At 62.7% G+C, this 20,481-nt stretch carries 15 protein-coding genes and 4 pseudogenes; 12 read left to right on the forward strand and 7 right to left on the reverse strand.

Annotated features, from left to right (window positions below; translation table 11 throughout):
- Nucleotides 1–1,005 precede the first annotated feature (1,005 nt).
- The 5 genes from MUN23_RS23080 to MUN23_RS23100 form a co-directional block, all read right to left on the reverse strand.
- Nucleotides 1,006–1,965 (reverse strand): MBL fold metallo-hydrolase, encoded by a 960-nt coding sequence (locus MUN23_RS23080; protein WP_248761404.1) that lies wholly within the window; start codon nucleotides 1,963–1,965, stop codon nucleotides 1,006–1,008.
- A gap of 13 nt (nucleotides 1,966–1,978) precedes the next feature.
- On the reverse strand, nucleotides 1,979–2,926 hold the full coding sequence (locus tag MUN23_RS23085; protein WP_248761405.1) for a fumarylacetoacetate hydrolase family protein: 948 nt from the start codon (nucleotides 2,924–2,926) through the stop codon (nucleotides 1,979–1,981).
- A 99-nt stretch (nucleotides 2,927–3,025) separates the two neighbouring features.
- A complete protein-coding gene (locus MUN23_RS23090; RefSeq protein ID WP_248761406.1) occupies nucleotides 3,026–4,282 on the reverse strand; it encodes an LLM class flavin-dependent oxidoreductase in 1,257 nt (418 codons plus the stop codon).
- Nucleotides 4,283–4,346: 64 nt separating this feature from the next.
- Complete coding sequence (locus MUN23_RS23095; protein ID WP_248761407.1) at nucleotides 4,347–5,531, reverse strand: flavin reductase; 1,185 nt, start codon at nucleotides 5,529–5,531, stop codon at nucleotides 4,347–4,349.
- Nucleotides 5,524–5,907 (reverse strand): VOC family protein, encoded by a 384-nt coding sequence (locus tag MUN23_RS23100; protein WP_248761408.1) that lies wholly within the window; start codon nucleotides 5,905–5,907, stop codon nucleotides 5,524–5,526. The genes MUN23_RS23095 and MUN23_RS23100 overlap by 8 nt, the downstream gene beginning before the upstream one ends.
- 330 nt (nucleotides 5,908–6,237) lie before the next feature.
- Here MUN23_RS23100 and MUN23_RS23105 point away from each other — a divergent pair, with 330 nt between their 5' ends.
- Complete coding sequence (locus tag MUN23_RS23105) at nucleotides 6,238–7,275, forward strand: AraC family transcriptional regulator (protein WP_248761409.1); 1,038 nt, start codon at nucleotides 6,238–6,240, stop codon at nucleotides 7,273–7,275.
- Between the two features lie 394 nt (nucleotides 7,276–7,669).
- Entirely contained in the window at nucleotides 7,670–8,095 is a 426-nt protein-coding gene (locus tag MUN23_RS23110) for an SCO6880 family protein (protein ID WP_248761411.1), read from the forward strand.
- 547 nt (nucleotides 8,096–8,642) lie between these two features.
- On the opposite strand, the gene MUN23_RS23115 is transcribed toward MUN23_RS23110, so the two are convergent.
- Complete coding sequence (locus tag MUN23_RS23115) at nucleotides 8,643–9,638, reverse strand: MDR family oxidoreductase (RefSeq protein ID WP_248761413.1); 996 nt, start codon at nucleotides 9,636–9,638, stop codon at nucleotides 8,643–8,645.
- Nucleotides 9,639–10,397: 759 nt separating this feature from the next.
- On the opposite strand from MUN23_RS23115, the gene MUN23_RS23120 reads away from it, so the two are divergent.
- The 10 genes and pseudogenes from MUN23_RS23120 to MUN23_RS23165 form a co-directional block, all read left to right on the forward strand.
- Nucleotides 10,398–11,798: an MFS transporter gene (locus MUN23_RS23120; RefSeq protein ID WP_248761414.1), complete on the forward strand. Its 1,401-nt coding sequence runs from the start codon at nucleotides 10,398–10,400 to the stop codon at nucleotides 11,796–11,798.
- Nucleotides 11,799–11,851: 53 nt separating this feature from the next.
- Complete coding sequence (locus MUN23_RS23125) at nucleotides 11,852–12,634, forward strand: SDR family NAD(P)-dependent oxidoreductase (RefSeq protein WP_248761416.1); 783 nt, start codon at nucleotides 11,852–11,854, stop codon at nucleotides 12,632–12,634.
- Complete coding sequence (locus MUN23_RS23130; RefSeq protein WP_248761418.1) at nucleotides 12,634–14,016, forward strand: aldehyde dehydrogenase; 1,383 nt, start codon at nucleotides 12,634–12,636, stop codon at nucleotides 14,014–14,016. The genes MUN23_RS23125 and MUN23_RS23130 overlap by 1 nt, the downstream gene beginning before the upstream one ends.
- Nucleotides 14,017–14,089: 73 nt before the next feature.
- The gene (locus MUN23_RS23135; RefSeq protein WP_248761420.1) at nucleotides 14,090–15,184 is read left to right on the forward strand and encodes an aromatic ring-hydroxylating dioxygenase subunit alpha; all 1,095 of its coding nucleotides are present in this window, start codon (nucleotides 14,090–14,092) and stop codon (nucleotides 15,182–15,184) included.
- A gap of 47 nt (nucleotides 15,185–15,231) precedes the next feature.
- Nucleotides 15,232–16,236, forward strand: a complete 1,005-nt coding sequence (locus MUN23_RS23140) for a PDR/VanB family oxidoreductase (protein WP_248761421.1) — start codon at nucleotides 15,232–15,234, stop codon at nucleotides 16,234–16,236.
- 390 nt (nucleotides 16,237–16,626) lie between these two features.
- Nucleotides 16,627–17,510 (forward strand): annotated as a pseudogene (locus MUN23_RS23145) (molybdopterin molybdotransferase MoeA); the annotation flags it as partial.
- Nucleotides 17,498–17,992: a cyclic pyranopterin monophosphate synthase MoaC gene (gene moaC / locus MUN23_RS23150; RefSeq protein WP_248761422.1), complete on the forward strand. Its 495-nt coding sequence runs from the start codon at nucleotides 17,498–17,500 to the stop codon at nucleotides 17,990–17,992. The pseudogene MUN23_RS23145 and the gene moaC, both read left to right, overlap by 13 nt.
- Nucleotides 17,993–17,994: 2 nt before the next feature.
- Nucleotides 17,995–18,502: pseudogene (locus tag MUN23_RS23155) on the forward strand (MogA/MoaB family molybdenum cofactor biosynthesis protein).
- A 47-nt stretch (nucleotides 18,503–18,549) separates the two neighbouring features.
- Nucleotides 18,550–19,081, forward strand: a pseudogene (locus tag MUN23_RS23160) (molybdenum cofactor biosynthesis protein MoaE).
- Nucleotides 19,082–19,138: 57 nt separating this feature from the next.
- Nucleotides 19,139–19,419 (forward strand): annotated as a pseudogene (locus tag MUN23_RS23165) (MerR family DNA-binding transcriptional regulator); the annotation flags it as partial.
- A gap of 209 nt (nucleotides 19,420–19,628) precedes the next feature.
- On the opposite strand, the gene MUN23_RS23170 reads toward MUN23_RS23165, so the two are convergent.
- Nucleotides 19,629–19,937, reverse strand: coding sequence for an antibiotic biosynthesis monooxygenase (locus tag MUN23_RS23170; RefSeq protein WP_248761423.1), 309 nt, complete (start codon nucleotides 19,935–19,937; stop codon nucleotides 19,629–19,631).
- Between the last annotated feature and the right edge of the window lie 544 nt (nucleotides 19,938–20,481).

Genomic DNA, 20,481 nt, shown 5'->3' on the forward strand with positions numbered 1-20,481 from the left:
TCTATGAAGCGTGTCACCACACGATGTTGCATCGCACGTGATGGGGTCGGCCCCGTGGGGAACATTTCACCCTGTCGGGTTACACAGGAGCGGCCGTGCGGGCACTCTCCACGGTTTCGCGATCTGCCTTGGTGATTATTCGCCATACATGAGGTTCATCAGGAAGTGCCCCAGTGTCCCATCAAGAGTCCCGTCCTCGTCGCGGCTCCCTTCTGTAGGCGGATCGGCCTCCCAATAGAGGCCCTCCCAGGGTGAGGACGTAAACCGTACGGCCTCGCCCTCCCAGGAATTGGGCGCCGATTGCATCGGGGCTACCTGCATGACAGGAGCCATCACTGGGCGGGAGATGGTTTTTCTTGGTACCGGACGGTCTAGAATCGTCATGATTGTTTTCCCCTCAGGAAAATTCTTCTTGCCGTGAACATTGCACCCGGTGGTCGGCATTACGGCTCGTCTTTGAACCAATCGCGCAGGTCATAAAGATCACTATCGACGTCGCTCGTGAACCTGCGTGATCAGGTGAAGGGGAACTTATTGAGTTGAAGGGAACGGCTAAAGGTCGTTGCCTTGCGGGTCACGCCACTAGCCAGGACCCAGCGCTTACGGCGGACGGTCAGCGGTTCGTGTCAGCTGGCGTCATGCCTTTTCCAGCTTCCGGGGCCAGAGGCTGGTTTCAGGTCATGGTTGCAGTGCACGTCCCGTCCGGAACCGGCGCGGCTTCAACCAATTTTGTGGACTGCGCCGCCGTGTGGCTATAAGACAAGCACGGACATGGAACTTCGTTGCCTTTTTCGTGCTGACAGGGATCAAGGATCGGTTGGACTCCGACGAGTGATGCGAGCCAATACAAGTTAGCCTCCGATTCCCGCTCGAGTGGATGCCCGCAATCCGGGCAGACGATGGCGTCCTGCGGTCTTCCGCGAGTCAGTAGATCAGCAATCTGGGTTATGCGTCGTTGCATTTCGGGTCTCCATCGGCGGGACGATCTATCGTGACGTTTTCTCGTTAATGTGCGTTTCCGTAGGCTGCTGACCCAGACGCGCGGTGGGTAGAAGGGTCAGGCGTGAGGGTCCTGGTTCCGGGGTGTGAGGGCGAGAGTTTGTCCCATAGGGAGGCTGCGTTGAGGGTCTGGATATGCTCAGTCATGGACTCGAGACCGACGTCGACAGGGTGTTTGTCGGCGAAGTTGACTCGCTTGATGGTTTCCTCGCGTGACCAGCCGTGGGCGACGGCATCGGCGACGGCGTGCACCCACTCGAGCAGGATCGCGCGCTGTTTTACGATGTAGTCCAGAGTCGTGACCGGTCCGTGGCCGGGAACGACGAGGTCGACGTCGAGGGTCGCGACGCGGTCGAGAGCAGTCATCCACTCGTCTATGTCCGAGTTCATGAGCCAGGTTTTGCAGTCGCTGAAAATGGTGTCGCCGGTGAAGACGATTCGTTCCTCTGGCACGTGGACCGCGATTTGTCCGGGCGTATGCCCGGGGGTGTGGAGGAGTTCAAAGGTGTGATCTCCCACTTTGAGTGTCAGATCGCCCGAAAAAATGATGGTGCCCTTGTTCGGGTCGGCGTAGTAGGTTTCCCTGTCGGGAAAGATCGCGGCGGCCTCCGGGTCGTCGGTTTCAATTGATGTGACTGCGAAGGTGAAGGGGTCCAGGTCCGGGCCGACGGTCATGAAGTTGTCGTAGACGCCTTGGTGGTGGACGACGGTGCCGGCACCTTTGAAGAAGTAGTTGCCGAGGATGTGGTCCACATGGTGCTCGGTGTTGATGATGTATCGGATGGGGCCGAGGTCTTCGGCTTTTGCCCGCATGGCGACCGCCTGGCTGGGGAGCTGCGGGGTGTCGATGATGACGACGCCGTCGCTGGTCCGGACCATGCTCGGGTTGCATCCCCTCCCTGTGGTGTCGGTCCAGACGTTTGCATTGATCTGTTGCATGTTGTTCTCCACGTAGTTTTTGCTCATTTTGCTCCGCATGCTAGACAAATTCTTTGTCTCGGTCGCAAACCGGGATCACGTCCGGTCCTTGCGTCATATGCACTTGGATTGATCCGATTTTCTCGATGTCCAGCTGCACACGGTCACCGGCCTGAAGGTACGGATACCGGTCGCTTCCATGGACCCTTGCGAGTTCGAGGATGCAACCGGTGCCTACGGTGCCACTGCCGATCACGTCGCCTGGCAGAAGGGTTGTTCCCCGCGAAGCGTAGGCAAGCATCTCCCCGAAGGACCAGTGGATGTCGGCAAGGTTCCCTTCGCTGTAGGCAACGCCGTTCACTGCGGCGGACATGCGCAGGTTGAATCCCTTGTTTCGGCGAAAGGGCTCAAGTTCGTCCGGGGTGACGAGAAAGCCGCTCAGGCTGGTTGCTGTGTCCTTGCCCTTGGCGGGCCCGAGCGACTGGGTCATTTCTCGTTCCTGCAGATCCCGGGCGCTCCAGTCGCAGAGTACGGTGTAGCCGGCAATGTGGTCGTCGGCCTGGTCAGGGTGGAGGTCCGATCCGCGCTTGCCGATGACTGCGGCGACTTCGAGCTCGTAGTCGAAGGCGCTCGTGCCGGGGGCGAGTGGCACTTCTTCGTGGGGTCCCCGGGTGGCTGCGGGGTTGGTGAAGTAAAAGACGGGGGCTTCGTACCAGCCGGGGTGGATGTCACCGCCGAGGGCGCGCATCGAGGTCACGACGTGGGATTCGAACGACATGAAATCCCGGATCGAAGGAGGCCTCGAGATTGGTGCCCGCAGGCTCGCCTGACCGGACGGTACTACTTCGAACGGGTCAGCGATGGCCTCCTCTGCTGCCTGGGCGAGGGTGCCAGACGTGAGGATGTCGATAAGGCTGTCGTTTCCGCGGAGTCCGTGAAGGGAGCCTTCGTTCAACAGGCCCACCCGTTCAGTGAAGTCTGATGGTGAGACGTATGTGGCCCAACGCATGTGTTTTCCTTTAGAGATGGGTGATGGGACGGGGAGTTCCTGCCCTGTCTGCTGTGGGCACCGCCGGCCGGCGATGCCCACAGCAGACAGGCGTCCTTCCTAGAGGGCTGTCACGCCTTCCAGGCTTGATGACGTCATCCCGAATTCGGGCATGATCTCGGTGGCAAAGAGTTCCAGGCTGCGCAGGCCCTCGTCGCGGGGGATCAGTCCCCAGTGGAAAAGCCAGACGAGGTAGTCAAGCGGAATGTGATTGAGAAGTTCTTCGATCTGGCGCTTGACGTCGTCTACTGTCCCGCCGATCAACAATCCGCTGTTGATCAACCGGTCGGCGAGGTGCTCGCCAGGCTTGGGGACCGGGCCCTGCTCGCCGGGGTACCGGGCACCTTCCATGAAGCCGAACTGTTGGTACCACCCCCTCCACACGGGCGCCTCGTACTTGTCGACGGCTTCGTACAGTTCGGATTTGTCGTTGACGATGTGGATGGACCGGCAAAGACCGATCTCCTTGCCCCAGGGCACGTCCCGGCCGCGGGATGCTGCGCCTTCCTGATACATGCGCACAAGGTGGTCAACGGACTCCATCGGACCGGCGAGGATCGTTGGTGTGACGTTCTCTTCCCCGCACCAGCGCAAAGTTCCAGGGCTGGCCCCGAACGCCTGGAAGAGCTGGGGATGCGGTGACGTGAACGGCTTCGGGCTCACGGAGACAGCGTGGATGGTCCCGTCCTCGTCCACTTCACCCGGTGCCCCGTACGGCAGGGTGGTGGTGTGTGTGGGGGGCCAGTTCTTGATCCCGCTGAAGGGGAAGGGCACCTGATAGGTGGGGCCGTCGTACCTGAGGAGCTCTTCGGTCCAGGCCATTTTCATGATCTTGTAGTGTTCGGTGAACAGCAACCGGTTTCGCTGGTCAGCCGTCGACTGGTCCGATGCCGTGGATTCCACGTTGAATGTCTGGCCGATGATGTTCTGCCACCGGGCCTGGTATCCGCGCGCCATGCCCACAAACAGCCGCCCCTGAAGCATATGGTCGGCAATCGCGATCTCTTCGGCCAGCCGGATCGGGTCGTGGGTCGGCAGCACAAGTCCCAGTTGCCCGTGCCTAATCTGTTTGGTGTGTTGGCCCAGATAGATGTTGAGCATCAGAGGAGACGGAGAGAGCTCCAATCCCTCCGAGTGCAGGTGGTGTTCGACATGTGTGAGGCCCCAGTACCCGAGTTCGTCGGCGGCCTTCGCCAGCTCCACGAGTCCCTCGAGCATTCTGGTATACGCCTCGACGTTGCGGCCGATGGGCCGTAACCGTTCCATGTCGTCAGTGTCACCCATAGTGGGGTAGACCTGCAGGATTACATCCGTCATCTTTAAACCTCCGTTGGTTTATGGTCCTGGTTCCGTCGGTTACTGCTGTGCGTAGTCGTGCGTGTTATGGCAAGGGGCCACCTTCCTTCAAGGCCTGTGAAGCGCCGTTGGCCCCGGCCATCAGCCGTGCAGCGAACCGCTGAATGGTTTCGGCGTCGCAGTGCCGGGGCAAACCGTAAAGCGTGAACTGGAAGACAGTTTCCCCGTCGGGGCCGAAAACGGGGGCCGAGATGGTGCGCACGTCGTAGGTTTTGTCGGGTGCGAAATCTCGTTGTTCGTATCCGACCAGCAGAGCATCGATGATGCGTTCCATGTCCTGATCCGGCCCAGCCTGTGGATCGGAGAGACTGATGAGCCGGGCCCACAGGGCGTCGTGCGCGTGATGGCCCAGGCCGACGGAATAGCCCCGCTGACGCACTCGCCGCATGGCTTGCATCCATGCCTCCCGCTCCTCGGCGGCGACCTTGTCGCCCAGCCGGCCCAACCATGAGTCTGCGGCCGAGTCGGTGCTCCATGCCACAAAAGCTGAACCCACCGGTGGACGGAACGGCAACCGCCGGCCCACACGCGTGGGCGCCTCACCGGGCGCAGAGTGGCCGGCCCGGGCGATATAGATGAACTCCCCCCCGACAACGACCGCAGCGTTGCACTCGACGTCAAGGTCCCGGGCGATGTCATCCATCCAGGGCCGGATCGTATCCACCATGCGCAGATGTCCGAGGAGATCGCCCTCAACTGCCATGGACGATGAGGGCGCGAAGCTGCCGTACCCGCCGCGAAAGAACAACAGCGGCAGCGTAGGATTGGCCACTTGAAGCTCGCGTACCTCGCCGATCACTATGAAATGGTCGCCGGCCTCGTGCACTGTCTGGATGTCACAATCGATCCACGCAACGGCACCGTCCAGGATCGGTGATCCTGACCCGGCGGCGGACCACCCGAGATCGGCAAACTTGTCCGGAGCCTTCGAGGCGAAGGAACGGCAGACATGCTGTTGGTCAGCGGCCAGCACGTTCGCGCAGAAGGCCCCGGTGGCCTGGATCTTGGGCCAGCTGGTTGATCCACGATCGGCGAGGAACGCTACCAGCGGGGGATCCAAGGAAACAGATGTGAATGAGCCCACCGCGAGCCCGACCGCCGTTCCGTCCGCCTGCGCAGCCGTGACGACACTCACACCCGTGGGGTACTGGCCCAGTACATCCCGGAACCGACGGGAGTCGATGGGAGTACGGATCCGGAGTTCAGACATCGAGGCCTCCGCTGACAGCAGCAGCTTCGAGCGGCGCGTACAGGCTGATGATATTGCCGGCGGTATCCCGTACCGCGGCCCGCACCTCGTCCGGTCCGTTGACGGGGGCGAGCAGGATGTCGACACCCGCATCCGAGAGCGCCGCAACCGCACGCGCAACATCCCGGACCTTGACCGGAAGTGCCGGCCTGCCTTCGACAGGCTGCTCTACCGGTGCGGCCAAGGCGATAGTTGTCACGCCGGCGTCCAGGGAGGCATAGCGGTCACCGTCGCGGAACCGGAGGGTCCAGCCCAGGGTGTCGCTGTAAAAGTGAAGGGCCGTGTCGAGGTCCTCTACAGGGAGCATCACTCCCCGGAGGGTGAATTCGTTTGTCATTGGCGTCTCCTGTGGTCAGTGGCAAGTTCCGCGCGTGATCCGAGCTGACTCTTTCCGAAGGGTTCTCCTCGAAGCTACAGCGGTGTGATGCGAGTCACTATCCGATATGCGTGGTGGAGTGCCCGAAATGCGCGGCGGCCAGAAAAAGGACAGATGCCCGGGGAAAGAGCGTGACCGGCAGCCTGATCCGGGCGGCCGCGAGCCGTGCCAAGCCTGTGTGGCCGTTTTCAAGTACGGTTGGAGAGGTTCCGCCCGCCTCGCCGCATACACGTGAGCAGGCGGTCTCTAGCCCCACCAATGGCGCGCCGGCTACGTTGCAGGAGGAAGTGGATGAACGATGCCACCCCGAACTTCTATGGGAGCGGCTCGCTCCTGCGGACCACCGACTTGGACAAGGCTGCGGAATTCGTACAGAACGTCTACGTTCCTCATAAACTCAACGCTCTGTCTGATGGGCCGTTGCGTTTTGAATTGAGTTCGTTTGCGTCAGCCCGGATGACGTGCGGGCGGCTGAGCTTCGGGGCTCCGGTCGAACTTGTCGTGCCGCCGATGTCCACGGCATACCACGTAAACCTCCCGATCCGCGGATCCGCCACAGTACGGGAGTCCTCGGAGGAAGTCGTGAGCAGGCCAGGCGGAACAGGCGTCATCCTTGACCCGGATCGCCCGCATACCGTGGTGTGGGATGAAACTGCTGTCCTGTATGCGGTCAAGGTGATGCGGTCTGCCTTGGAAGCTCATGCTGGAGCATTGCTTGGACGGGCCGTCTATGAGCCAGTGAAGTTTCAGCTCGGTTTTGACGTGGCGGACCCTGCCGGTCGCGGACTTGTCTCGGCCGTCCGGTACCTGCGCAAGGAGATGGGGCGGGAGGGCGGGGTCGGTAGCAGCCCGATTCTTCGTGGGCAGCTGGAGTCCTACGTTATTACGCAGTTGCTGATGGCGATTCCAAACAACCTCACCTCCATGCTCGTTGAGCCTGCACGCCTTCCGAAGCGGCGTCACATGTCCCGCGTGGTGGACTACGTTGCGGCCCATCCACGGTCGCCTCTCACCCTGCCTGAACTGGCAGCAGTCGCCGGGATCAGTGCGCGAGCCCTCCAGGAAGGATTTCAAGAAGAATTCGGGGTTTCCCCCCTGACCTATGTGCGGAACATCCGGTTAGAACACGCGCACGCCGAGCTCCAGGAAGCGGAAGGGGACTCCGTAACAGAGGTAGCCACCCGTTGGGGATTTACGCACTTGAGCCGGTTTTCTGAGCATTACAAACGCCGATTCGGCGTTCTTCCTTCCGCGACACTGACGAAATCAAACAATGGCACTGTCCCTGCCGATGAGACACAATTACGCCGACTCACTCACCTCGAGTAATAAGAGCCAGTCGGCTGCGCGTGCGGCTGTGGCAAGAGGAGGCAACAGGGACTCGGTGTAGCCGCCCACAGACTGAATCACCTGCTCGTGGGCACCAGCCAGAAGGGGAGTGGGAGCGGCTTGGCTGGGCGAGGTAGCCGCAGTCCACCGGCGCGGGCATCGCCCGGCCCATGTCGGCTGAGGAACTCCGGATCGCCTACGACCAACTGGCGGCGTTGATCATTGATGAAGCCCACGCCGCCGGTTCCCCGGTTGGGCTGACGTGGGGGGGAGGTTGGCCCCGCCGCGACCCAGGCCGGCTGGGATGGCTACCGGCACGACAGCGCGTTCTCCGTGTCTGGACCATGACGGGTGCCCCGCGCGGCTCGGTGAAGTCCTCGGTCCTCTCCCGGCTTTGGCCCCGTACGGGGACATCGACCGCAAACGCGTATCCCTGCTGTACCGGCCAATGGATTCGGCCCGGGCGGCTGCCGTGGTCGAACGGGGCCAGAACAACGCCAACGTCCGCATCAGCTCCGGGAACCGGCCCAGCGCCCGTGCCCTGGTTGACGCCCGCTCGGCCCCGCAGACCGCCCAGGAGGAAGCTCAGGGGGCCGGGTTGGTGAACTTCGGCATGGTCGTCACCGCCACCGCCACCGTCACCGACGCGGACCGGCTCCCCGACGCGGTTGCCGCGGTCGAACAGACGTCGGGCACCGCGCGGGTTCTGCTGCGCCGCGCCTACGGCGCCCAGGACACCGCCTTCGCGGCCTCGCTGCCGCTAGGTCTGGTGCTGCCCAGGCACATCCTGTTGCCCAGCGAAATCAGGGAGGCACTGTAAATGGTACGCATAAAGCTCCTGCCGATGAAGAAGAGCACCCACACCGCCAAAGCTCCGGCCAAGGCCCGGAAGGCCAAAGTCCGTGAGCGGGTTCCCGGCTCACGCGGCTGGGGCGAGGGTCCGCGTCCCTGTTGCCTGCCGTGCGCGCATACCGGGGCACGACGGGGCAGGTCTGCGGCCTGTGGCCGTTCAGCTCCGGCAGTCCTCGCCCATGATCGGCGTGCCGCTGGGCCGGCATGAGGAAACGCAGGCAGATAATATTTGCACGAATGGGCGCAGGAATGGGGCGCCCTCTACCGTCTGGGGACCCGATGAAACGACCGCGGAGAGTGTCTTGCATCCTTGTCTCCCAGTGGACGTAAAGGTCAAGGGTAATCAACAGCGTTGCGAGACAGGTCGCCGATAACACACGAACAAGCGCATTGGAGAGGGTCCTTGCCGCCTGCTCAGCTGAGTCGCGACACTGCGGCACCAAATCTCGCTGGATACCGCGCCGGTGGCGTCCTCTGCGGCCCTGCGAATCTGGACTGAGGTAGTCACGGCCCGCCTAGTTTGCCATGCCCGTGATGTCCACGACCACACGGCCGCGGATGGTTCCGGTGAGGATTTTATGGCTCAGCTCGGGGAGCTGCTCCCAGCCTGCATCCACCGCAACCGCACGCAGGTCATCGGCGCTGAAGAGGTGGTCGAGCTCTGCCCAGGCCTCGCGGCGCAGCTCCGGGGAAGCATTAACCGAGTCGACGCCGAGGAGTGAGACGTTGCGCAGGATGAACGGCATCACCGTCGCCGGCAACCCCAATCCACCGGCGAGCCCGCACGCCGCGACGGCACCCGAGTACTTGACCTGGCTCAGCACATTGGCGAGGGTCGCGCCGCCCACGCTATCGATGCATCCGATCCAGCGCTGCTTGCCGAGCGCCGAGGTCTCGGCAGACAGGCTGTCGCGCGGTATGACCTCGGTCGCTCCCAGGTCCTTGAGGTAAGGCTCCTCTGCTTCCTTGCCCGTGGATGCGTGGACCTCGTATCCGAGACGGGACAGGGCGCCGACAGCGAAGCTACCCACACCGCCGGTCGCCCCGGTGACCAGCACGGGGCCCGATCCGGGCTCGATGCCGGCGGCGCGCAGGCGCAGGATGCAGAGCATGGCCGTCAGACCGGCTGTGCCGACGGCCATCGCACCCCACGTGCCGAGTCGCATTGGGGCCTTGACGACGGATCCGGCCTCGATCCGCTGGTATCCGGAGAAACCGCCCGGCCGGGTCTCGGAGAGGTTGGCGCCGGTTAGCACGACCTCGTCGCCGCCGGCGAAGCCGCCGCCCGCCTCGACGACCGTACCGGACAGGTCGATGCCGCACGTCAGGGGGAAGGTCCGGACGACGCCGGGCTTGCCGGTCATGGCGAGTCCGTCCTTGTAGTTGAGCGATGAGTGCGTCACGCGCACCGTGAGGTCACCTTCGGGCAGATCTGCTTCAGTCAGGGTGACTAGCTCGGCCGCCTGTTTCGGTGCGCCCACCTGGTAGGCATGGTAGGTCAGGTTGGTCATTATTCTCCTCGGGAGTTGCAGGGGCGTCGTTGTGGCACTCTTCGTACCGGTGTCTGTGGGGGTATGGAAGTAGAAGGACTCGCCGGCATGCTGGAAGCCGACCGCCCCAGACGGTCGGGGTGGTGATGAACAGCGTGTCAACCTCCTGGAGGGAATCGAGCGCCTGGTCGAAGCCGAGGTGGCTGGTCCCCGCCCACTCCCCTGTTGGCACCGACCCAAATCAGCCGCTCCTCGCGCCAGGAGGTCGAAACTGTCTTCCAGCAGTTCCAGGGGGACCCAGCGCCGGCTGTAATTTCCCAACGACATGGAATTGGCCGTTGACGTGATCCAAGTCATATCGTATGCTCAGTAGCATCCGAATCAGACCATGCTACATGGACTGTAAAGAAGGGTCCAATGGCGGATCAGTCAGGAGAAGTCCGTGGGCGTTCTCATTCTCCCGGAGTGGTCGGCGGATGGTGTTCGGCCGCGGCTCGGCGTGCAGAATTCCATGACCAGCTCCGGGTGCCAGAGCCGGACGACAATTGCCCCGCAGCCGGGTTCGGGGCCTCCAACAGACGGGCGCCGTCAGGCCCGCAGTGCCTTCGACTCGCTCCTACTCGCTGCGCAGACGGAGACCTCTACACCCATTGCTGTTGGCGCCCGCTGATCAGGAGGTTTGAAGCCTTCATCAGGATGCTGCTCTACCGTGTCCGGGCATTAGCCGGAACCCCGTCCCGGGAACTGCCCGGAAACCGAACCGAGAGAAAGAGTAATCAGATGCCCCACGTTGCCACTAATACGAAAGCCCATTCGCCGTTGCCCGCTGCGTTCGCGTCGGTGATGGGCTGGTCCTTTGACCTGTTTGACCTGTTTTTGTTGCTGTATGTCGCAGGGCCGGTTGGCCGGCAGATTTTTCCGGCTCAGAGCGAGACGTTCAGTCTCGCCTTGGTTTTTGCTTCGTTTGCGGTCAGCATCATTATGCGTCCGGGCGGGGCGGCGGTCTTCGGTGAGCTGGCTGACCGTATTGGCCGGAAGAAGATCATGGTGACCGTACTCGCCGGTGTGGGCCTTTCGACTGCCGCGATGGGCCTGGTCCCGACGTACGCGGCGATCGGGGCCGCGGCACCCATCATCTTCCTGATCCTAAGGGTCATCCAGGGACTTTTTGTCGGCGGCGTGACTGCCACGACGCACACGCTCGGCACAGAGAGCGTCCCGGAACGCTGGCGGGGCCTGATGAGCGGGCTCATCGGTGGTGGCGGGGCCGGGATCGGTGCGGCCATGGCCAGTGTCACGTTCATTGTCGTCGGCCAGCTCTATCCGGGGGCCGCTTTTGATGAGTGGGGCTGGCGCGTCATGTTCTTCACCGGGCTGCTGGGGGCGCTGCTCAGCCTGTTTGTGCTCACCAAGGTCGAGGAGTCCCCATTGTGGTTGGAGGCGCAGGAAGCGGCCAAGGCAGCCAGGGCCTCAGGAGCGGCAGCGCCTGTGCAGAAGATGCGGATCAAGGATCTGCTGACGGGCAAGTACCGCACCATCACCCTTCTCAACATCGCCCTCGCGGCCGGTGCCGGGGCCCAGTACTACCTGACGTCTGGTTTCCTTCCGACGCTGCTCGGACCCGTCGTGGCCGTGCCGACAGTCGAACGCGGCTGGATTCTGCTTGTCGCGAGCCTTGTTGTGGTTATTTCGGCTACTGCCACTGGTGAGCTGAGCCAACGGTTCGGCCGGCGCAAGACCATGCTCATCATCGGGGGCATCAATGTCGTCGCACTTCCGCTGTTCACCCTGGCCATAGCCGGTACGAAGCCCTCTGAGACCGGAACGATCCTGATGCTGAGCTGTTTACTGGCGTTCTTCGCCAACGCTGCGTACGCGCCCTTGATGGTCTTCCTGAACGAACGCTACCCGACCGCCATCAGGTCACGGGGCACGGCCATCACCTGGAACACCGGCTTCATGCTCGGCGGACTGCTGCCGACCTTCGTCAATCTGCTCAGCCCGACCGTCGGTGACATCCCGGGCAAACTGGCAATCTTCCTCGTTGCCTCAACGGCTGTCTTCATCGGTGTGGTCCTGATCAGCCCCGAAACCCGCGGTGCCCTGGCGGAGTCGGAGCCGGCTGACAGCACCGCCGTCGTTCACGACGAAGCTTCTCAGAATATGCACCCGCGCTCCTAGCTCACAGAAACTCCTTGCTCACAGAAAACTCGTAGCTCACAGAAGGAATTCACATGACTCAGTACGCATCCCCGTACACCGACCGTACCGTTCTTCTCACCGGCGTCTGCGGGGACATCGGTGCCACATATTTGTCGGCCTTCGTCGCTGCCGGAGCGAACGTGGTGGCCACCGACCTGCCCGCCCTTAGTGAAGCTGGAAAAGAGCTGGCTATCAACGCCACCCGGAACGGTCCCGGCCGTGCGGTCTTTGCCGACTGTGACATCACCGATGAGACCGGGGTCCAGCATGCGGTCGATGCCGCGATCAAAGAATTCGGCCAGTTGGACAGCATCGTGAACAACGCCGCCATCTACCGGACTTTGGGTGGCAAACGACCCCTCGTTGAGCTAACTCAGGCCGATTGGGATCTGGTTCTACGGGTTAATGTCATCGGCTCGTGGCAGGTGATCAAGGCCGCTGCCCCCTATCTGGCCGTCAGCGGTCAGGGGCGAATCGTCAACATTGCTTCGGTGGTTTCTCGCACCGGCGCGCCCGGGTTCGCCCACTATGTAGCGTCGAAAGCCGCGGTTGAAGGACTCACCCGCTCGGCGGCCAGGGAGCTGGGCGTCGATGGAATCACCGTTAACTCCGTATCTCCCGGATTGGTCGATGACGCTGCGACACGGGAGCTGAACACCGATGCATACCTCAAAACTGCCGCTGCCTCCCGGGCCATCCCCCGCGCAATGGTGCCAGAAGACCTAGTTGGCGCGGTGATGTGGCTGGCCGGGCCGCAATCCGGGTTTGTCACGGGTCAGAATCTTGTAGTCGACGGCGGAGGGGTTTTTGTCTGATGATGGCCACGGAGTTCCAGCCAATCAATCCGACCACGCTTGCCCCACTGCCGGTCCTCCGCTCTGCGGACCTGGCCGACGTCGACGAAGCCGTTGCGGCAGTCACGCAGGGCATGACTGGGACCTGGCCCCGGGACAACAAATTGCGGGCGGCCGTAATGCAGCGTTGGGCGGACCTGCTGGAGCGCGAGTCCGATGAGCTGTGTGCGGACCTGGTTAACGAGTGCGGCAAAACCGTCGCTGAGGCGAGGATCGAGATCGCCGGTGCGGCCGACTCGCTCCGGTTCAACGCCGGACTTGCCCGGCTTCCGCTTGGTCGTGCGGGAAGCCTCTCTGATGGCTCGGAGGCGCATCTGGTTCGAGAGCCCGTGGGTCCCACAGTCTTCATCACTCCATGGAACTGGCCTGTCCTGTTGCTCCTGCGCGATCTTGCACCAGCGTTTGCAGCGGGGGTCACCGCGATCGTCAAGCCGTCCTCACAAACGGCACATGTGACGTCCCGGGTGCTTGAACTCGGCCATCGGGCCGGTGTTCCGCGCGATGTCCTCGTCCTCGTCATCGGCGAATCCGATGTCGGTTCTGCGCTCGTACGTCACCCGGGCACACGGGCGGTCGCGATTACTGGGTCAACGGCCGCTGGCCAGGCAGTTATGCGCGACGCCGCCGAGACCATGACCCGGCCGCTGCTCGAGCTCGGCGGCAAGGCCACCATGGTGATCCTTCCCGACGCCGATTTAACGACCGCGTTGGAGCGGGCGGCACGTGCGTCCATTACTACGAGCGGCCAGATGTGCATGGCCTGTACCCGGGTTCTGGTCCACCAGGACCAGGCTTCACAGGCCGAGGAGTTTCTGCGGAGCATCCTCGGCACGCTTCGTCCTGGAGACCCGCGGACAGCGGGAGCCCATCTCGGTCCGCTCATATCTGCCGCTGCCCTCGAAAAGGTGTCCGGGTTCGTGGACCTTGCGCGCCGGGCCGGACGCGTGGTGGTGGGCGGCGACATCGTGCATCCTGAAGGACTTGACGGCCACTTCCTCTCGCCGGCGCTCGTGACTGATCTTGAGCTGGCCTCGCCGGTCATTCAGGAAGACATCTTCGGCCCGGTCCTCTCCTTGGAGACATTTGCCGATGAATCCGACGCGGTGGCGCTTGCCAACGGCACGCCCTTCGGCCTCGCGGCCGCGGTCTGGACCTCAGACCTTTCCCGAGGCCTCAGCCTGGCGCGCGGGATCAAGGCTGGCACCGTGTGGGTGAATGGTTACAACCATTCCTACGCGGAAATGCCTTCAGGGGGAGTGCGCATGTCGGGGCTTGGGCGAACCCGAGGCGTCGAAGGCATTGAGCAGTTCACCGAGCTTAAGCACATTCATTTCTCACTGTGAGCCGACGATTTTGGAGGCGTTCGCAAGCCGGTATGAGCCGGCGAGGGAAAGCCAACAATCAGAAGGAAAGACGATGACTGCTACCGGATCAAAGACTTCAACAACGAATAAGACGCTGGGCCACCCTCTGAATGCCTGGTACGTCGCGGCCTGGGACCATGAGGTGACCCGCCAGCCGATATCGCGCAAGATCGCCAACCGTCCGCTGGCGCTGTACCGCACAGAAGACGGCAGGGCAGTCGCTCTTGCCGACGCCTGCTGGCACCGGCTGGCACCGCTGTCCATGGGGAAGCTGGTTGGCAGGGAAGGGATTCAGTGTCCCTATCACGGCATCGTCTACAATTCTGCGGGACGCTGCGTATCCATGCCGGCCCAGGAAACCATCAATCCCAGCGCCACGGTGCCCTCGTTTCCGGTCGTGGAGCGTCACCGGTATGTGTGGGTTTGGCTTGGCGATCCGGCACTGGCCGACCCGGACCAGGTACCGGACATGCACCAGATGGATCATCCGGACTGGGCCGGCGATGGCCTGACAATTTCGCTGAAGTGCAATTACCAGCTGGTCCTGGATAACCTGATGGACCTCACACATGAGGAGTTCATCCACACGTCCAGCATCGGCATGGACAACATGAGCGCTGCGGGCTTCGATGTATCCCACGAGGAGAATACGGTCACACTGAGCCGCTGGATGCGGAACATCGATCCGCCGCCCTTCTATCTGAAGAACATGCGGGACAAGTTTCCCGGGTTTGAGGGCAAGGTCGATCGCTGGCAGATCATCCGATTCGAATCACCTTCGACGCTGTGCATCGACGTCGGAGTAGCCAAAGCCGGCACCGGAGCGCCGGAGGGAGACCGCAGCCAGGGCGTAAACCTCTACGTCATGAATACCATCTCCCCGGAGACGGACCGGACGTGCCACTACTTCTGGGGATTCATGCGCAATTACCGTCTTGAAAGCCAGTTGATCACCACCCAGATTCGCCAGAGCATCGACCATGTCTTCGGTGAGGATCAGGTGGTTTTGGAGGCCCAGCAGGTCGCGATCGACGCCAATCCGGACTATGAGTTCTACAACCTCAACATTGATGCCGGCGGCATGTGGGTCCGGCGACTGATCGAACGCCAGTTGGAGGCAGAAGGACGTCTCGTGCCGACCGTCTAGGACGTCGTGCATATGTCATCACAGGAAGCTCAGGCAGGTAAGAAAACATGGCATCAACAAACAATGAGGTCTGGCAGGTGGGGACCGTCGTAGAGACCCGGCGTATCGCCACCGATATTCAACGGATCATACTAGAGCCGTCCCGGCCAAAGAAGGCCGATCCTGGTTCGCATTTAGACGTGATGGTCACCATCGGCGGAGAAGAGCGCAAGCGATCCTATTCCGTCGTGGAATCCGAGCCGAACGGCCAACGATTAGCTATAAGCGTCCTTAAGGCTCCGCAGTCGCGCGGTGGCTCCCTCTTTATGCACGACCTGAAAGTTGGTGACTCCCTCGAGATCACGCAGCCGCTGCAGAACTTCCCGCTGCGGGTCGGTGCCAGGCACTACTTGTTACTTGCAGGCGGCATCGGAGTCACGGCCGTCGTGAACATGGCGCGGGTGCTGAAAAACCTGAAGGCGAATTACACTTTCGTTTATGCCGGCCGCAACCGCGCGGCTATGGCGTACCTGTCAGACCTGCAGGAACTTCATGGTGAGAACCTGGTGGTCCATGTGGATGACGAGGGGACATCGCTCAGGGTCGAGGAGCTGGTCGACAGCGCGCACATGGATACGGAACTGTATATGTGCGGGCCGATCCGGCTGATAAACGTCGTCCGGCGAGCGTGGATCGAGCGCGAGCTGAACTTTACTAACCTGCGCTACGAAACTTTCGGCAACAGCGGCTGGTATGACCCGGAGGAGTTCATCGTCCGGATCCCCGGGCTGGGTGTCGAGACCAAGGTCGGCAAGGACCAGTCAATGCTAGAAGCCTTGGAAGCGGCGGGCGTTGAAATGATGTCCGACTGCCGCAAGGGGGAGTGCGGGCTCTGTGAGGTCACGATAGTTGAGCTCGATGGAGCCATTGACCACCGCGATGTCTTTTACAGTGAACGCCAGCAGCAGGCCACGAAGAAAATATGCTGTTGCGTTTCCCGTGCGATTCCTCCAAAATCAGGTGCGAGCGCTTCAATTGGCGGCCTGGCAGTCGTTACCATCAGCGTGTCCTAGGACTGGTATCAACAAATCGGGCCGGGCAGTCAGGCCGGGCAGTGCCTGTATATAGCGACTGATGATGGCGGATCCAGTGAGAGCTGTAGTTGATTACACAGTTGACAGAGCTCTGGAGGGCAGTCGCTGTTCGGCACGGCGGATAAGCTGGCGCTGCTGGCGGGCATGGCACTGGTGAACACAGCCTTGGCGGCTCTCGCGGGCGTGCTGAAACTTTGGAGGCACCGGGCCGTTGTTAGAACAGCCGCTGCCACGGACCTCACTGCCCAGGTACAGACGGAGGAACGCCGGTCCGTTGCCCCGGACGGCGCCACAGGCTTGCACACCATTAGACCTGACATGAACCCATAGCAGGCGCTCCCTAAGGCAGGACCATGCACAGTCACCCGCAGCGGGGCAGACGCCGTCGTCCCCAAGGAGCGGGCGGTCCCCGCAGTCTTTCCGGCGCCCGGCACAGAGGCAACAGTGCAGCTGCCGTCCACGCCGGCCGGGACGTTTATCCGGTAGGCCGGCAGCGACATCCGTGCGGGAGAAACGGCCCTGGCTGCCGGCACACATCTGGGTCCCGGGCAGCTGGGGCTCGTCGCCGCGCTTGGCCTGCCTGACGTGCTGGTGCACCGCCGGCTGACGGTCCTGCTTGTCACAACCGGAGATGAAGTGGTGGCACCGGGTGGATCCTTGGACGACGAAAAGATCTACGACGCAAGCTGGAAACCTCCCTGCGGCAGGCCGGGCCGGCCGTGATCAGGGCCGGCATCTCAACTGATGACCCCGAGGCCCTCCGCCGCCTGCTGCGAAGCCACTCCGGGGTGGACCTCATCGTCACCACCGGGAAAGTGAGCAAGGGAGCCTACGAAGTGGTCCGCCAGGCGGTGGACGGCCAAATGTGGTCTTCGCCCACGGGGCCATGCAGCCCGCCCGGTCCGCAGGGAATCGGAAGGTTCGACGGTGTGCCCCTCCTGGGATTTCCCGGCAACCCTGTCAGCTGCCTGGTGTCGTTCGAGATGTTCCTGCGCCCTGTCCTCAGCGATCTGTTCGGCTCACCGGTACCCAGGGCCGTGGTGCGCGGCCGGCTCCTGCAACCCCTGACATCGCCAGCGGGAAAACATCAGGTGCGGCGCGGGACCCTTTTGCCCGACGGCGCGGTTTGGCTGGAGGGAGGCGAAGGATCCCATCTGATCAGGGCGCTGGCGCAATCCAATGCCCTGGTGCAGGTGCCTGAAGGTGTCTCCGCACTCGATGAGGGCGCCGAAGTGGAAGTATGGATGCTGTGACAGCACAAAACGACCCTGCCGCACTGACGCACCTGCGCAACGACGGTACCGCCCAGATGGTGGACGTCTCAGGAAAATCCGAAACCACGCGGGAGGCGACAGCCACCGCGACCGTCCGCAGCACCCGGGAGGTGCTGGCGTTGCTTGGCGCCGGCGGGCTGCCCAAGGGCGACGCCCTGGCCGTTGCGCGGGTAGCCGGCATCATGGCGGCCAAGAAAACCCCTGACCTCATTCCACTGTGCCATCCGCTGCCGATTTCGAAGGTGACAGTGGACTTCGAGCTAGGCCCCGAGACCGTGCACGTCCTCGCCACCGTCAAGACCAGGGGAGTTACCGGCGTCGAGATGGAGGCCCTGACGGCGGCTTCCGTCGCCGCCCTAAGCGTGTACGACATGATCAAGGCTGTGGACAAGCACGCCGTGCTGACCGACATCAAGGTCCTGGCTAAACGCGGCGGCAAGAGCGGGGACTGGACACTGTAAGCATGGCAGGAGTACCGTACGTCCGCGGGGAGGCGCAGGGGAGGAAGGCCGGCGTGGTCATTGCCTCGACCCGAGCAGCCGGTCTCTACCAGGACGAGACCGGGGCCGTCATCATCGACTGGCCCACCGATCACGGTTTTGACGCTTTCCCCGCCATGGTGGTTCCTGACGGAGAGCCCGGTAGGCGTCGCCATCTGGGCCCTGCTCACCCAGCAACCCGCCGTCGTCATCACCAGCGGCGGGACAGGGCTCAGCCACCACGACCGGACGCCCGAAATGACGCTCCCCCTGCTGGACCGGGAAATTCCAGGCATAATGGCAGGCATCCGGCAGGCGGGCATCGCCAAGGCACCGCTGGGGATGCTGAGCCGCGGGCACGCGGGCGCCGCCGTCAAAGCCTTCATCGTTAATCTGCCCGGATCACCCAAGGGCTTCATGGACGGGCTGTCCGTGCTGGATCCGGTGATCGGGCATCTCTGTGACCAGCTGGAGGGCGGACATGGGCACTGAAGAGGCATGACAGAGCAGGGAACAGCAGTACAGCGCGCTGAAAGGCGATCCACGCGGAGGCGGCTTCGGTACAGGCGTTCGACGTGGTACACGCCGTGCTGAGCGAGGAACCCATCTCCGTCGGTGTGGCGATCGCCGCCGTCGAGTCCGAAACCTCCGGTGGGTGGTCCGCTTCGGCGGCGTGGTGCGGAACCACGACGGCGGCCAGAGCGTCGAGCGGCTGAATTACACCGCGCATCCAACGGCGCACCGGGTCCTAGCCGACGTCGTGGCCAAACTCGTGGCCGAGCATTCCGGCGATGACAGGGCAGAACCGGACACTCCTGTCCCTATCTGGGCCGCGCGCCGGGTGGGCGCCTTGAAGACTGGCGATCATGCCCTGGTCTGCGCCGTGGCCGCCGCGCACCGCGGACAGGCGTTGGCCGTGTGCTCGGAACTGGTGGACCGGATCAACGAACAGGCTCCCATCTGGAAGGAACAGTTCTTCACGACGGCACCGTGGAATGGTCGGGGCCGGAGATTAAGGGTCGGGGCCGGAGCTCGGCCCGGACCGAATACTTGACCCTTCCGTCGCATTAACCTTTAGAGTCGCTGTGTCGGGCCGGAAACGACTGCCATGGACGGACAGGGGCAAAGGTGGACTGGTCAATCCAGGAAATCGCGAAGATTGTCGGCACGACCAGCCGCATGCTGCGCCACTATGACGACATCGGGCTTCTCAAGCCCTCCCGACTGGCCAGAACGGGTACCGGTATTACGACTCTGCTGCCCTCGTGCAGCTGCAGCGGATCCTCCTCCTGCGCGGACTCGGACTCGGACTCCCGGCGCCTTCTGAGGCGCGAAACCGATGCCGTCCGCGCCCTCGGCTCGAGTGGCTGCGGCAGGAGGAGGCGCGGCTTGCACGGCATGCTGCCTCTTTCTCAGAGCAGCAAGGTCGTTGCGACACAAAGACCTGACCGAGGGTTTGATGCGGCCCATGCTATTCAGCCATCACGGAGACGGTAAGGATAGTGCCTGGCGACGCTAAGACCTAGCAAGGTTGTCAGTTGTGCAGGTGGCTCGAAATGTCCGTAGTTGACAAAGCAGGCAGTTTTGACGACCGCGGACAAGACCAGCTTGCCAAGGACTAGTGGGTGTTGGTCTGCGCGTCCTCGATGACGTCATACAAGGCAGTCCGGTGGTCTACCTTCTGCAGCTCGTCGAGCCTTGCGCGCGTGGAGAGAAAGGCGGGATCCTCATGCCAAGCCGCCCAGTCCCGCTGGCTTCTCCAGGTCCCGATGATGACCCGAGTGTCGCGTGCGTCAGCAGGGGAGAGCAACTGACCGGAGATCCAGCCCTCCCTGTCGTGGGCTGATCTGAAGCGTTCTCGGATCAGTTGGTCCCACTCTTCCGCTGAGTCCGAATGGAGCTGCATGGTGCTGACGACGGTAATCATGGAACCTCCTCGAAGGATCGGCTATCCGAGTGCAGTGTGGACAGGTTCTCAGGTTAGATGCTGGCCGTCAACGGGATGGTGCTGCTGCACTCCCAGGTCGGATGGCACGGCCATCACAAAAGCCGCCCAGCGCAGCGCGATAAACTCGGCCGCGGAGCTGAGCGGTCTCCTCGTGGTGCCGGCGTTGGTCGAGTCGATCGGACTGGAGAGCCAGGCTCAGCTCGCCGAGAACCCCGAGTCCGTAGAGGCTGACACCCAGTGTTTGGAGTGGAAAGCCAGGAATGGCTACCGGGCAGGGTTCGGTTACGTGCTCGGCCCTCCGTTGCATCCTCTGGGCTGGCCCGCGTGGATCATCGAGGCAGCAACAGCAGATACCCCTGCAGATGAAGGTAACCCACCCTAGTTCCCACGACAATTGACCAGAACCCGTTGAGGGCGCAGGACAAACCAAGGCTGTTTGCGACAGGAAGACTCCAAGGAGTTCGTGCACCCTTCGTGGCCTCACTCCACTGAGGCATTTCAGTACTCCATACGGCCTGAAGAC

Origin of the sequence: Pseudarthrobacter sp. SSS035, from assembly GCF_023273875.1 — a bacterium.
GTDB lineage: Bacteria > Actinomycetota > Actinomycetes > Actinomycetales > Micrococcaceae > Arthrobacter.